Source organism: Olleya sp. HaHaR_3_96 (assembly GCF_019278545.1).
Lineage (GTDB): Bacteria > Bacteroidota > Bacteroidia > Flavobacteriales > Flavobacteriaceae > Olleya.
Genome location: NZ_CP058987.1, coordinates 3,681,356 through 3,696,085, shown reverse-complemented (window position 1 = coordinate 3,696,085; position 14,730 = coordinate 3,681,356). Strand labels below are relative to the sequence as shown.

Below are 14,730 nucleotides of genomic sequence, written 5' to 3'. Positions count from 1 at the left end.
TAAGTTTCCTTTTTAAAGTATTTAGTTGGTATTAGTCTACAAGTGTTCCGTTATTATATTTTGTTTCTTTTATAAGTTTACCTGCAGTGTCGTAAGATTTCCAAGTGCCTTCCTTTTTGCCTTTGTTATAAAAACCTGTTTGTTCTGTTTTTTTATTAGGATGGTAGGTTTTAAATGAGCCATCATAAGTGTTATTCAAATAATTGATATCACTTTTTAATACAGGTTTATTATTAATGATAGCGTATTCTTTTACGGATATTTTTTTGGAGTCAAATTGAAAGTAGTTGGTCTCTTTGGTTACTATTCCGTTAGTATTAAATGTTTTCCATAGCCCTGTTTTGTAGTTTTTCTCGTATGTTCCTGATAAAACTATAATTCTATCTTCTCCTAAGTAGGCGGTATATGGACCTGTTATTTTTTGGTCAGCATCGTAAAACCCTTCTAGCATGGTAGCCTTATTATTTTGATTGCTATTGCCTTCAGCTCCAGAATTTTCAGCAGTATGTTTAAAAGCACCTATTTTTTTATTGTTCGCATAAGTATCTTGCCAAAACAAAGTCCCATCGTCGTTGTACCTAGTTTGGGTGCCATGCTTTTTGTCTTCAACATAATAATCAGCATCTTTTAACTGTCCTTTGTAATTGTACTCTTCTTGTAATCCTTCAAGTTTATCATTTAATGTTCTGACAACCTTTATCTTTTGGCCACTATTATTTTTATACGTTTTTTCAATGCTGTTACCTTTGGCTGTTGCTATGGTTTTTAGGTCAATAAGATTAGGGATGCCATTCTCATAAGTGTATGTTTTACTTATTTTACCTGTTTGTAAATCATAGATATCCAAGGTTCCGTTTCCATCTTTTAAGCTCCCATATTTAACAGGAGTTCCTTCAATATTATAAAATTCATCTACATTAAAAATGGTGTTTTTTTTATACTGTAATACGCGGTGCAATTGCTTATTAATAAAATAAGATTTTGAGGTTCCAGTTGTTGTACCATCTTCATAATTTAGTATAAGCTCTATGTTACCATTTTTATGAAAGGAAGTGTAAGCGCCATTCATTTTGTTGTCTTTGTAAAACACCGAGGCAATTAACTGCCCGTCTTGATTATATTGAAGCCATTTACCTTGTTGCTCACGAGTGCGTTCTTCACCAAAAAAAGTTTTTTTGATAATTGTTGAAAAATCGCCTTTAGCACTAACTTTACCATTAGGGTGATATAAGATTATTTCACCTATTTCTATCTTTCCATTAGTTAGTAGTGTATCTTTTGTGAAAGTGGCTTGTTGTGCGATATGATCATTTTGATCAAAAGAAGTTTCCACTGTTGCTTTGCCATATATAGGATGGTTAATTTCTTTTGTTGTTGTACGTTGTGCTTTAATAGCTGTTGTGCTAATTAAAAGTGCAACAAATAGAATTAATTTCGTTTTCATATTTTTTTACTTTTGATTGTGTTGTAGGTAGGTGATTCACTTTTTGGTTTGGTTTTATTCTTTGGTCAATATTAAATTGTTGTCTATTTCTTCAAAAATGTCTTTAAAGACTTCATGTTCATCTACATTGTCATATTTTTTATATACCGTCTTATCTAAATCTAAACCGATACTAATAATGACTAGATTATTATTCTGATCTAACCAATAACCAGATTCTTTGAAACCGTCTTCATAAAGTACTATTTTTTTCAAGTTGAGGTTTAAATCACCTTTTTTAATGATAATATCCTTTTCGTATATAAGTTGAGCATCTAAAGCTTCTCTTCTAAAAGATTTTACTTTAGTGAGATTTAAGGTCAGTAGTTTTCCTTTTGAAGAATAATCTAGGGTGGATAATATGTGTAAGATAGCCCTATAGGATGTTGTGGGGTATGCCGATTTTTTGGTAACCGTCTTACCATTTATTTGCTTGTTCCAATATTGTATACTATCCTTATGACTAGTCGTAATAGTCATAGCATAATCTTTAGTTTCGATACTATCTATATATTTTGAATGTTGAGTGATTTTTGATGGAATATAGAATGCTGTATTTGAAAAACAAATTTTATAGTGGTTAATCACCGTTTTATTGAGTGCAACACTTTTAAAATTAGAGTTTATTTCAATCGAATCTTTATAAGTTATTATTTCTGTAGTGCCTTTTATTTCTTCATTAGGATAATACGCTTTATAAAAATTATGATTGATTACTTCTTGACTAAAACAAATGTTTATGTTCAGGGCGATTAAGTAAGTAATGACTATGTTTTTTTTGGTCATAGTATTTTTAATTAGTTTTACTATTAAATTAAGATATTGAAGACGTGTTTTTCCTGTATGCCTAATAATACCATTAATAGTAATCAAAGGTGTGTATAATATCTTTGTTTGTTAAGGATAAAAGACTTCCTTTATTGTTGTATTCAGGTTTTAGTTTAGGATGTAAATCAATTTTAATAGCTTCTAAATTTATAGTATTTGATTTTAAGTCTAAATCATTATTAGTGAAGAAATGGTTGGTTATTAAACCTTTTTTATTGAATTCATAGCCTTTAATAAAAAAATAAGATCCTGCTTGAACTTTTATTAATTTTATAATTGATTTATTTCTTTTGAAAGTGTAATACTCAATATAGTTTTTTCCAAACTGCTTGTTATTTGCTTTTATAATTTCGCCTTTAGCAGTATGTATAAATTGAATTCGGAGGTCTTCAATGGATAATTTTTTGTCAAGATTATCTGTTTCGTATTTAATTATACTGTTTTTATCTGTGGCAAAATATACGATGTAACTTTTATTTATCGTACGTCCGTGTTTTATACTATGCTTAATGTAGTCAATTAAACCATTGCTTTTTTTATATATTACTTTGTAGGAGCCGTGTCGGTCTGTGTGTAAAGAATCTAAGCGTCCTTTTGTGTCAAAAAAATAATCGTTAAAATCATTTTTAGTTTTTGTTCTAATACGTTTAATATTTTTTGGAATAAAAAAAATGGATTCTTTATGTAGATAATAACTAGGTGCAAAATCTTTAAATAGTAAGTCTTGATTTATCGTATTGACAATAGATTTGTCTATTAAAAAAGTAGTATTGAAATGGTCTAAATCAATCCCTAAAGAATTATCTAAACGTACTGTTTGTATAGAGTTGTTTTTCTGTTTTGTCGTTTTACAACTGTACAGTGAAATAATAAAAATGCTGTAAATTAATGTTATATAGATTTTTTTTGTCATACTGGGTTGCTATGTGTTTAGCTAATGGTTACAAAGTTAATTTTTAAATTAGAAAAACCGAATAGTTTTCAACAGAGTTAGTGATAAGTTATTATAATCAAGAAAGATAGTGGTTTAAGGAGAATGGTTTAGATCATAATAGAATGAAGGCATTATTTTTTATGTTTGCATTTTACTGAACATAATAAAATTATACTTATGAGTAGAATACTATTGTTTGCTATCACGTTAAGCACATTGCTTAGTTGTCAAAATAACGAAAATAAGCTGCTTCCTATAGAAGTGAATGGGAGATTGGGGTTTATTAACTATTCTGGAGAGATGGTTATAGAGCCAATATATACTGATTTTGAAGGGTATTCAAATGGTGTTATAGGTGTCGGACTTAACGGAAAAGATGGTTTTATTGATGAAGAAGGAGAAGAACTTACAGGTTTTATATACGATCGTGTCCGTTATTTTACTGATGGTTTAGCAAGCGTGAGACTGAATGGTAAATATGGTTTTGTAAATACCAAAGGAGACGTTGTAATTCCAATAAAATATGGTTTTGTATTTCATTTTAGTGATGGGATGGTTGCTTTTAAAGAAGATTCGTATGAGCAAAAATATGGTTATCTTAATAAAAGTGGCGCTGTAATTGTTAAACCAATATTTGATGAAGCTAAAGCGTTTTTTGAAGGTTTTGCAGCGGTAAAGATTGATGATAAGTATGGTTTTATTAATAAAAAAGGAGACTATATTGTAACGCCTAAATATGATAGGGTTGAAGATTTTTTTGAAGGTTATGCCGCAGTCAGTAAAGAAGGGTTGTGGGGATTTATTGATGGCTCAGGTAATGAGGTTATCCCTTTAATATATCGTGAAGTTAAACCGTTTATAGAAGGTTACGCTATTGTCGATAAAAGTTACAATAAAAAGGGAATGATAAACACATTAAATGAAATGGTCATTCCTTTTGAATTTGCAGAATTAGAACCTTTTCAAGAGGGACTTGCAGTCGCTAGTTATTTTGGAGATAAAAAAGGATTTATTAATAAAGAAGGAAAGTGGGTGATTACTTTGTCGTATGATTATGCTGAAGGTTTTAACGAAGGATTAGCAGCTGTAGGTATTAGAAATGGTCGAGAAGAAGAAAACGGAGACGTTTTATTTGGTTATATCGATAAAAAAGGAAAGCAAGTTATTGCTCCTAAGTTTAGTTCCGCTCGACCTTTTGTCGATGGAATTGCTATTGTTGGTGTGAAAACAGGAGAATATACCCATGCTTTAGGTTATATAAATAAGGAAGGGGATTATATTATAAAACCTCGTTTTTTTAATGCTACTCCGTTTTTTAATGGTGTCGCATCAATACATGATATTAATGGAAATCCTAAAAAAAATTATATAGATAAAACGGGTGAAGTGCTTTATGTGTCAGATAAATAGAAGTAATAAACACACACACACACACACACAATTAGTCATGTGATAAGCGTTCCGTTTTAATTATATAAAAACAGCTTAAGTATTTGGGATAAAAAAACTTTTATCCCGTTGTGTGTAGCGGTTATTAATGCGCTAATTATAACATGTCTTTCAGTATTATTTTTGAAATTTTTCCAGAATTATATGTAATTAAGGTATTGTTTTGGTCATAGAGCATGTAGTTTCCTTCGTCGTTGTGCACACTAATCCCTTCACCTGTATAGCGCATAACAAACGAACGGGTAAATGTTTTGTCTGATAATAATTGATTTTTTTCGGTAGATAAAAATTTAAAACCATCTTTGTCGTTTTCTCTAACTTGTAATAATGACGGCGTTAAATAATCCATTTGAGAATAAGGTAGCTTAGAAACAACTTGTTGCTCTTGATTAATGTAATAATAAGTTTTTTTGTAAGTATCTTCCGTATCTGTATAAAAATAGTGTTCAGAATAGTGCTGTGTTTGTGATGAATATAGAAAATTAATAGGTGATGGAATAGAGGTTATTATTTTTCCGTTTTTATCAATAAATTCTGTAGTGTCTTCTAGTTCATGTAAGTATAAGTTTTTTACAGGAGACGTATTTTTAAGTGTCGTTAAAAAGGTAATAGTATCTCTTCTGTTTTCCAGATATAATGTAAATGAATCAGCATTTCCTTTTAACGCTATTTTTGTTTTTCTGGTTTCTTTTAATGCTGCATTATAATGTTTGAGATCAAGATATTTTAAAGTCAAAAATAGTTGCTCTTTTGTGTTTACGCTATTTAAGTACTCGGAATATGCTTTCTTATAATGTAATTGTTGTTCATATTTTTCTTCTATAGTTTTGGTAGAGCAATTACTGATACTAAATTCTGTGTCTAAGACTTTTCCGTCTTTATTATAATAAATCTCTTCAATAATTGATCCTTTATGGTATGGATAATAGTCGTCAGGTGTTTCGTATTCTAAATAATTATCTGTCATTTTAAGGAGTTTAAAAGGACCTTTTTGCACACCTATTTCATTCTTTTTTAAATGAATAGAATCAATTTTAGACAAATACATGATTTTAAATTCCATTTGTAAACTATCAACATGTTTCATTTTGTCAACAGGGATAGAGTTTAGAGGGAATGAATACGATTCAATAGGTGTTGGGGTAGTGTTAGTTGTACCATCATGATAATAAATATTCATTATTCTTAATTCTTTTTCGGAATCAAAATTTAAGGAATAATGCGGTTGAATCGTTTTCTCAGTTTCAAATTTGAAGACAGTAGCACCATTATTTCTTACTCTAGTTTCTAAAGCAGATTTACGTTCCTTAAAGATTTGATTAAAATAGGTGCCGCTTTGTACGGTATCTCTATAATTTATATGATTGTTATTGACTAGTTTTAAGGACATATTTTCATTGTCACTGTAGCTTTCTTCGTCAGGTAAGTATAATTTTGTTTTGCTTTTAAACTCGTCATCTTCACTTTTTTCATAATACGCCAACGTTTTTATGATGGTGTCTTTATTATTTAAATAATAATCTAAATTGGCTTTTAATCTCGTTTTTATTACATCAACAGTAGTAGTATCAATAAACGCATGAATATTCTTTTCTATAGTTTCAATTTCATATTTATCTGGACATAATTTTTCTTGTTCTATAACCATTGCTTCAGTGACGGTTTCTCTAATAACAATTGGAGCGGTTGTGTCTATACAAGAACAGAATAATAATAAAATTAGGGATAGTTTTTTTAACATAGTCATCATAGTCATTTTAATATTTTTAAATAATTCTTACCAGTGTTTAAGCTGTGAAAACATTTAATATTGTAGTTGGTTTAGCGGTGTTTAATCTTAAAATTAGTCTATCTGTTGCTTTTGCTCATTGTATAAACCAACCAAAAGGTTATTACCTTTATTATCCACCATTACACCACCATACTTCGCTTTTTCAAACTTAGCAGCATCGCCTTCTTGGAAGAAATATGATTCAGCACCTATCGTTATACCTCGTCTTGATTTAGAGTTATAACGTATCAGAAATTCGTCAGTATGTATCGGAGTCTTACCGTCTTGTAATCTTACTTTTTTTGCAATCCCATTCGCGTCTAGTTTAATAACACAATACCCTCTTTTAGAAATACTATCATTAGATGTGTTTTGTGAAATAGTATATCTTAAAGTCATATAGTCACCTTGCATTAATGATCTTGGGTCAACAGGCGCTAATTCTAATAAAACGAGCTGACCATCGGAAAGTATGGTTTCTTTTTTTAGAATAGAATAGTTTAAAAATCCAAGTAAAATGATTAGGTTAACAAGAATTATGATCCACTTATATTTTTTCATTAGAGTGTGGTATTTTAGAAGTGAATAAATAAAATATTAGAAATATTATTCCAGATGAAAACAAAATGATAGACTTAATTAATAGTGTATAATTTAAGTCATAATAATATTGTGAGATAAAATAGATAAATGAAATGATACCAATAGCTAATCCCGTTTTGTAATTGACTAAAAAGCTTAATAAAATAATAATTAATGCTCCTAAAATGGAAGGAGAGAAGACTAGAGGTATTAAAATTAAACAACTTAGAGTGTAAATTAACAGGCTACTTTTAAGTGTCTTGATGTTGATAATCTTTAAAATACGATACACTAAATAAATAATTACACCAAACATAACAATGGATGGTAACCAAATCTGACTTGTCAACAGTGGTATTATATGTTTTTTACCCACCGCAATCAGTCCAAACAATAAAGCTATTATTAAGCCAATGCGACTTGGATTATATAATTTAGATATTTTGACGTTGGAAGATATTAATAAGGCTTCATTAGAAAAGATGTAAGTTAAAAGTAAGGTGGTTATGACAATGTATAAATGAATCAAATCATATAAATTATTGAAGAGTATTAGCGTAAGAAAACTACAACTAATGGTCAATATGGAAATAAAAGACAAAATATAGTTTTGTGTAATAAATAGCGAGATAATCGCAATAAGGCTAATGACTACTGTTACAATATTTATGTCAACCTGCATTTCTGATAGTCCAAAAGCTAATAATACAAAACCTATTATATAAGCTGATATGCTAAAAGTGTCGATAATAAGGGTGTCATACGCTGTATTTAACCAAATAGCAATAATTATAAAAAGGGCACCAAAGACTAATAAGCCTTCTTCCGAATTATATAGTCCCGCAATTAGTAAAAAAGCAAGAAAGGCAAGTGTGGCAAGAAAACCTCCAATAACGGTAAGTATTTTAATAGTTAAACTAGATTTGTTTTCTCCTTGGATGTTATAGTCCTCTAAAATTGCTTTTTCGTTGTATTCAAATTCAGGACCTTGCGATGCACTAAAGGCAGCTAAAAAAGCTTTTTTGTTATTTAGTTTGTCCATTTTTTTTGAAGGCTAATTAGGTTTTTAATGACCAATGTAATACTAGAAATAATAAATAAACCGATGATAAAAAAGATACCATCACTATGTGATAGGTTAAGAATTAAACTACAAATAATAATGATAATACTGAACGGGATTATTGCAAGATAAAAACCACTTTTTACTTTTAAGCCATATTTAAGACCTGCCGCGTAACATACTATTGTGATTAATAGTAATATGAAAAAAGAAAATTTGTGTTCGTTAAAAATACCTTCATTAATACCTACGGTACTGAAAAAAACAGCAATTAATGCGATGTTGTTAGTAAACCAAATGGGGATTTTAATAGTTTTTGAGTGTTTTTTCACCAGTAAAGCAACGATTAAAAACAAGGTGTTAACAACAAAAAATAAGGTGAGATTAAAAATACTAGACCAATCATTTGCAACCTGCTCAGTGTATAATATAAGTGTCGTGTTTACTAATAGTATAAAAACAAGCCATAACGGAGCAAAATTAGAAATGCCGACCCAAAGTGTTATAAAAACTGTCCAACCTAGGAAAAAGTCATACGCATTAGCGCCTGTTTGATAGATTTGCCCAAATACAGCAAATAACACACCTACTAAAATGGAGGCTCCAGTTAAAATTATATTTTTTATGTCTAAATTTAGTTTAGAGAATAAAACGATACAAGTGGTCGCTATAATTAAAACTTCTATTAAACCTATTTTTATAAACTTATGTAAGTCCGCCCAGTTATAGGCGAAAAAGAATACTATCCCTGCGGTTGTAAAGCTAACACCTAAACTGATAAAAAAAAGATTTAAGAATTTCTGCCAAGCAGTTTTATCACTATAAATCTCCTGTTTTAAAAGTGCATCAATGCTTTGTTTGGACCAGTTACTATGTCGACTTATTATTTGAATATCTTCTCTTTCAATATTTGTCATGCCGTTTTTAATTTAAACTAGTGGTTTTCAATTTAGTTAAGTTAGTTTTTAATAATAAAACCTAAAGATATTAGATTTTGCTAATATTAAACAGTGGTGTATGGTATTAGTCAGGCTATTTAAGGACTCGTGTAATTAAATAAACCAACATAGTCGTGTGTTTGTTAGAAGTCTCAGAGATAGATCTTTAATTAGTAGTGCTCATTAAAGTGTTTAAAGACTCAATAAAAATTAGTCATATTTTTCGATTTTTGTGATTACCTTGTTTTTTAACACGATGCTAATGTGATCGTCTTTTTCCTTGTCTAAGGGCTCTAGTGTTAATTCAAATGTCTCATTTTTATCACTTATCGGGTAGATTGCAGCTAAATAGAAATCAGTTTTCCAATTAGAGTATTTTTCAATTTTATTAAGACCATTGTCATTAATCTTATTCTCGATTTTAGGTAAATAATCATTGTCCCAATTTTCAATTAATTGACTAATGGCTGTTAGATGATTAGAAAAAGGACTGGAGGTATTTCCTTCTAAAATAATATAAGTTTCTTCTGTATTCCCTTTTAGTAGAACAGTTGTTTGCCAAGAATAGTTTTTAGTTTTGTTGTTCCCTTTTATTCTTTCACTTGTTAATGTTCCTAATATGGGGTGATTAAAAGTCTTTTTTGTTCCAAAAATGTAATCTATTATTTTCATTTTATTATTTGATAACTATTTTTTAGTGCAAACTTTGTGACAGGGTAAGTGTTTAATAAGTTGAGGCTGTATTTAAGCGAAGTTAGTTTTTTAATTTTAAAACAGAATGATTTTACACTTACAAGTAGGGAGTTGCCAACAAGAGTGAATGCCTTTTTTTAGCTAATATTACGCAAATAGTTCAAAAATCAAGTTGTTACTGTTGTCTGGGTCTTTTAAGGTTTTATTTAAACCAAAGCCATTATTTTCTAAAAGCTTAATAGAATTAGCATTTTTAAATTGAGTAAATGCAACAATAGTAATGCATGGTAACTGATTAAAACCAAAATTGATAACGGCCTGTAACGCTTCGGACATAAGTCCTTTGTTATGCTGCTCTGGGGTTAAATCGTAGCCAACCTCAGCAATTGTATGTCCTTTTGAAAAATTCCATAAACAGATTGTGCCAATTATTTCAGTTGTATTTTGTAGTGTTATTCCCCAAGTGATAGACGTATTGCTTTCTATTTGATCTGTTAACATTGTAATATGCTTGACTGCATCAGCTATGGTTCTGGTTTGTCGTTCTGGAGGTCTTTGAATATACTTATTTATCGCTTTATCAGATCTTAAATAGAGTACCATAGCACTATCTTTAACAGTGACTTGTCTTAACAGTAGACGAGTAGTTTGTAGTTCAGGAAAAGGGGTGAAAGTCATGTTTTAAGTTGTTTATTCATTAAAATGAATATGTTTTTGAAGATTGTTGTCTTCGCGAATAAAATAGAGAGCGTCATTACAAGGTTTGTACAGGATACCATCAACATTAGAGGGTGAATCACCGGTGGTTTTGGCTATGCATTCCATGCCTTTTCTTATGTGTAATCACGCAATTGCTACTAAAATTCCATTATTTTGAAGACTGGCAGGTTAGGTTATCCGTGGATTCCTTCGCTTGTTCCGTAACTTTTAATTAATTCGCCTTCAAATTCTACTAACTCTTGCCAGCGTTTATCAACATCAATATCTTGACCGTATTTTCTAGCAAAAGTGATAAATGTTGTGTAATGTCCTGCTTCACTAACCATTAATTCATAGTAAAATTTAGAGAGTTCTTCATCGTTTATGCGTTCCGATAATAGTTTAAAACGCTCGCAACTTCGGGCTTCTATCATTGCCGAGAATAATAAGCGATCAACCATCGATTGTAATCTGCTTCCGCCTTTATTCATGAACTTATAAAGTTCGTTAACATAATGGTCTTTACGCTCGCGACCTAAAGTATAACCCCGTTTTTTAATGATTTCATGAACCATTTGAAAGTGTTCCAATTCTTCTTTAGCTAATTCTAAAAGCTCTGTGACTAAATCTACTTTTTCCGAGTTATGGGTAATAATCGTAATCGCATTAGTGGCCGCTTTTTGCTCGCACCAGGCGTGGTCTGTAAGGATTTCTTCTATGTTAGACTCGGCGATAGTAACCCAGCGTGGATCGGTTTCTAATTTAAGGTGAAGCATGATTGTCGTTAACTTTTAGGTTTTGGCGTTAAGCCTTTATACGTAATGCAAAGATAATTATATTTTATACTATTAAAGTAATGTCACTTCGAGTGATTTGTGAAGCATGAGTAGATTGTATGGAGAAGCACATGTGTAAAGAAGTTCTCGATACACGTCTCCTAAGGTCGCCGCACTCGAACTGACGAGATGTGCTTACTGTTGTGTGCTTACTGTTGTGTGATTTCTGTTATGCGTATTTTGTTACGTTACGTTACGTTACGTTACGTTACGTCACTTCGAGTGATTTGTGAAGCGTGAGCAAATTGTATCGAGAAGCAATTAAAACTTAACTAATTTCCGCTTTAAGCGAATTAAAAACATGCATGGCACTACTAACAGCAGCTTCCATTTTACCTGAAAACACCGGGCTAGTTTCTGCTCCAGCAATAAAAAGTCTTTCATTTAAATAGCGTTCTTGATAAAGTGGGTGCCCGTTATTTTGCTGAGGCATTAAAAAGTTGTTATCTGGTTTAATTGTGTGTTTTTGAGCAATCCATACGCATTCTTCGTAACTTAAATACTCTAAAGCTTGGTCGCCATAATAGCTTTGTAATTGGTCTAAAGCTAATTGTTTGCGTTGTTTTTTGCCTAAATCGTGCAAATTAGCGCTCATAAAACCACTTAGAGCATATACGGATTGCTCAGCGTTAGAATGGTCATAAAACTCTTGTAAAGGTCCTGAATTGGCATAAATAGTCCCACTGCTTTGCGGGTGTTTCCAAAAAGGGGTTTTATAGGTAAAGCCAGTTCTAATGGAGTTGTGCATCCAGGTATGTGTTTTTGATAAAACGTCCGTGATAACTTCAGGTAATTCAGGTGTTACGTTAATGTTTTGATTAAATAAAGCAGGAGGTAAGGTCGAAACCACATATGTTGAATGGTAGGTCTGCTTATTCGTTTTTACTTCTAGGTATTCCGCTTTACGCTGAATTGAAATTACGCTAGTATCGGTTTGAATACTTGTACTATCTAATTGATCGACAAGTGTTTCAATTAGGGTTTGTGTTCCGTTTTTAATGCGGTAACTCACCGAATCATTATTGGGTAAAGCTACTAGTTGCGCTTGTTTATTAGGATCTGGTTGGTAAATTGCGGTTGCTCCGTAAAACTGTTCAAAAACCTCAATATTCAGTGTTTTTAGTAAGTTTAAAACATTAGTTTGCTGAGGTACAAGCCATGTTGCTCCAAGATCTATTGGTGCTTCATTGGTATTGCGTTTGGTTACAATACGTCCGCCAATACGTGTATTAGCTTCGATTATAGTTGTTTTTACGTTTAACGATTTAAGTAAATAGGCTAGTGTTAAGCCTGTTAATCCAGCGCCAATAATTAGTACATCAGTGTTTTTTGTGGTCATAACTTAGCTAATGTAGTTCCAGATGTTTTTGTATTTACTCATTTGTCGGTACGTCTCTAATATAATTGCATTATCAGGACTACTTAAACTTGGATCTTTAGTTAAAAGGTCTTTTGCCCAATAACGGGCGTGTTGCAAAATGTCGTTGTCTTTTACAATATCTGCAATGCGTAAATTTAAGATTCCGCTTTGTTGGGTCCCCATAATATCTCCTGGCCCACGAAGTCGTAAATCCACTTCTGCAATCTCAAAACCATCATTTGTACTGGTCATGGTTTGGACACGTGTTTTACTGTTTTCTGATAATTTATGACTGGTCATTAAGATGCAATAACTTTGCTCTGCACCACGTCCAACACGACCTCTTAATTGGTGTAATTGTGACAGTCCAAAACGCTCAGCACTTTCAATTACCATGACCGAAGCATTGGGCACATTAACGCCAACTTCAATCACTGTAGTTGCTACCATAATTTGAGTTTCGCCTTTAACAAAACGTTGCATTTCAAACTCCTTATCTGCGGGTTTCATTTTACCATGAACAATGGATATTTGATACTCGGGCATCGGAAAATCTCGGGTCAAACTTTCGTAACCATCCATCAGATCCTTGTAGTCCATCTGAGCGTTTTCTTGTATTAAAGGATAGACAATATAGACCTGTCTTTTTTTAGCAATTTCGTCACGAATAAAACGGAATACTTTTAGCCGATTGGAGTCGTATCTATGGACCGTTTTTATGGGCTGTCTTCCAGGGGGTAATTCGTCAATTACGGAGATGTCTAAGTCGCCATAAACAGACATCGCTAATGTTCTCGGAATTGGAGTTGCGGTCATGACTAAAACATGAGGGGGAAGACTGTTTTTTTTCCAAAGTTTAGAACGTTGCTTGACTCCAAAACGGTGTTGCTCGTCAATAATTGCGAGTCCCAAATTGTTGAATTTAACCTTATCTTCTAAAACGGCATGTGTGCCAATTAAAATGTCTAATTCACCACTTTCAAGCATTTGGTGTATCTCTCTACGTTCTGAAGTTTTACTTGAACCTGTGAGTAGTTTTATTTTGATTTCTAATTCATTACATAGTTCTAATAAACCATTGTAGTGCTGTACTGACAAAATTTCAGTCGGTGCCATTAAGCAAGCTTGAAAACCATTGTCAACCGCTATTAACATTGACATTAATGCAACGATGGTTTTTCCAGAGCCAACATCACCTTGTAAAAGGCGATTCATTTGCGCGTTACTGCCTAAATCAGCTCTGATTTCTTTCAATACGCGCTTCTGTGCATTGGTTAATTCAAACGGTAAATGGTTTTTGAAAAACGAATTAAAATGTGCGCCAACCGTTTCAAAAGGGAAGCCTTTAATTTTTGTTTTATGAATTAGGTTTTTAAGAATTAATTGTAACTGTATGTAAAATAACTCTTCAAATTTCAGTCTAAATTCAGCTTTAGAAAGCGCTGTTTGATCTTTCGGAAAATGAACATTTAAAAGGGCTTCAGATTTCGATATTAATTTGTTTTCTGAGAGTAGTTTTTCGGACAAGGTTTCAACAAATCTCCCCTTGGTTTCAAGGAACAAATTTTGCATGATTTTTGTCATCACACGATTGCTAATTCCTCTGTTAGCTAATTTTTCTGTTGAAGGATAAATCGCTTGCATCGCACTGCGTAAATTAGCTTCATGTTCTGACAATAATTCGATATCAGGATGTGGCATATTATACTTGTTTGCAAACAAGTTTGTTTTTCCAAAAATGACATAAGTTGCGTTTAATTTTAACCCTTCCTTAATCCATTTTTGACCTCTAAACCAAACCAATTCCATGGTGCCAGTTTCGTCCTTAAAAGTTGCCACTAATCGCTTGCCTCTTTTCTGAGCAATCTCTTCAAATTTTGTGATTTTACCAATAATTTGTACCTCGGCAGCATTAGGTAATAATTGGTTGATTTTATAATATTTTGTACGATCCAAATACCGATTTGGAAACAGATTTATTAAATCTTGATAGGTATGAATACCCAACTCCTTGCGCAATAAAGTTGCACGATTTGGCCCAACGCCTTTTAAGTAATCTATTGGAGTTTGTAAGTTAGTACTCATAGACAACGA

General features: G+C 31.8%; 13 protein-coding genes. 1 reads left to right on the top strand and 12 read right to left on the bottom strand.

All coding sequences use genetic code 11. From position 1 onward, the window contains the following. Positions 1 to 31: 31 nt before the first annotated feature. From H0I26_RS16255 to H0I26_RS16245, 3 genes are all read right to left on the bottom strand, one after another. Entirely contained in the window at positions 32 to 1,444 is a 1,413-nt protein-coding gene (locus H0I26_RS16255) for a toxin-antitoxin system YwqK family antitoxin (protein ID WP_218700004.1), read from the bottom strand. A gap of 54 nt (positions 1,445 to 1,498) precedes the next feature. Further along, the gene (locus tag H0I26_RS16250) at positions 1,499 to 2,269 is read right to left on the bottom strand and encodes a hypothetical protein (RefSeq protein WP_218700003.1); all 771 of its coding nucleotides are present in this window, start codon (positions 2,267 to 2,269) and stop codon (positions 1,499 to 1,501) included. 73 nt (positions 2,270 to 2,342) lie between these two features. After that, complete coding sequence (locus H0I26_RS16245) at positions 2,343 to 3,224, bottom strand: hypothetical protein (RefSeq protein WP_218700002.1); 882 nt, start codon at positions 3,222 to 3,224, stop codon at positions 2,343 to 2,345. 198 nt (positions 3,225 to 3,422) lie between these two features. Between H0I26_RS16245 and H0I26_RS16240 the strand changes: the two genes are divergently transcribed. Then, positions 3,423 to 4,655, top strand: coding sequence for a WG repeat-containing protein (locus H0I26_RS16240; protein WP_218700001.1), 1,233 nt, complete (start codon positions 3,423 to 3,425; stop codon positions 4,653 to 4,655). Between the two features lie 136 nt (positions 4,656 to 4,791). Here the strand turns inward: H0I26_RS16240 and H0I26_RS16235 are convergent, their stop codons facing one another. The 9 genes from H0I26_RS16235 to recG form a co-directional block, all read right to left on the bottom strand. Then, entirely contained in the window at positions 4,792 to 6,435 is a 1,644-nt protein-coding gene (locus H0I26_RS16235; RefSeq protein WP_218700000.1) for a hypothetical protein, read from the bottom strand. 102 nt (positions 6,436 to 6,537) lie between these two features. Continuing rightward, on the bottom strand, positions 6,538 to 7,026 hold the full coding sequence (locus H0I26_RS16230) for a GDYXXLXY domain-containing protein (protein ID WP_218699999.1): 489 nt from the start codon (positions 7,024 to 7,026) through the stop codon (positions 6,538 to 6,540). Further along, positions 7,013 to 8,089 (bottom strand): DUF4401 domain-containing protein, encoded by a 1,077-nt coding sequence (locus tag H0I26_RS16225; protein WP_218699998.1) that lies wholly within the window; start codon positions 8,087 to 8,089, stop codon positions 7,013 to 7,015. The genes H0I26_RS16230 and H0I26_RS16225 overlap by 14 nt, the downstream gene beginning before the upstream one ends. Further along, positions 8,077 to 9,027: a DUF2157 domain-containing protein gene (locus H0I26_RS16220; RefSeq protein ID WP_218699997.1), complete on the bottom strand. Its 951-nt coding sequence runs from the start codon at positions 9,025 to 9,027 to the stop codon at positions 8,077 to 8,079. Before H0I26_RS16220 ends, H0I26_RS16225 begins: the two co-directional genes overlap by 13 nt. 231 nt (positions 9,028 to 9,258) lie before the next feature. Next, on the bottom strand, positions 9,259 to 9,720 hold the full coding sequence (locus H0I26_RS16215; protein WP_101019327.1) for a hypothetical protein: 462 nt from the start codon (positions 9,718 to 9,720) through the stop codon (positions 9,259 to 9,261). 168 nt (positions 9,721 to 9,888) lie between these two features. Then, positions 9,889 to 10,419 (bottom strand): GNAT family N-acetyltransferase, encoded by a 531-nt coding sequence (locus H0I26_RS16210; protein WP_218699996.1) that lies wholly within the window; start codon positions 10,417 to 10,419, stop codon positions 9,889 to 9,891. A gap of 215 nt (positions 10,420 to 10,634) precedes the next feature. Beyond that, the gene (locus tag H0I26_RS16205) at positions 10,635 to 11,216 is read right to left on the bottom strand and encodes a tRNA-(ms[2]io[6]A)-hydroxylase (protein WP_101019323.1); all 582 of its coding nucleotides are present in this window, start codon (positions 11,214 to 11,216) and stop codon (positions 10,635 to 10,637) included. A 328-nt stretch (positions 11,217 to 11,544) separates the two neighbouring features. Continuing rightward, positions 11,545 to 12,615, bottom strand: coding sequence for a flavin monoamine oxidase family protein (locus H0I26_RS16200; protein ID WP_218699995.1), 1,071 nt, complete (start codon positions 12,613 to 12,615; stop codon positions 11,545 to 11,547). A 3-nt stretch (positions 12,616 to 12,618) separates the two neighbouring features. Continuing rightward, positions 12,619 to 14,721 carry an ATP-dependent DNA helicase RecG gene (gene recG, locus H0I26_RS16195; protein ID WP_218699994.1) on the bottom strand — a complete coding sequence of 701 codons (2,103 nt, stop codon included), beginning with the start codon at positions 14,719 to 14,721 and terminating at the stop codon, positions 12,619 to 12,621. Positions 14,722 to 14,730 lie beyond the last annotated feature (9 nt).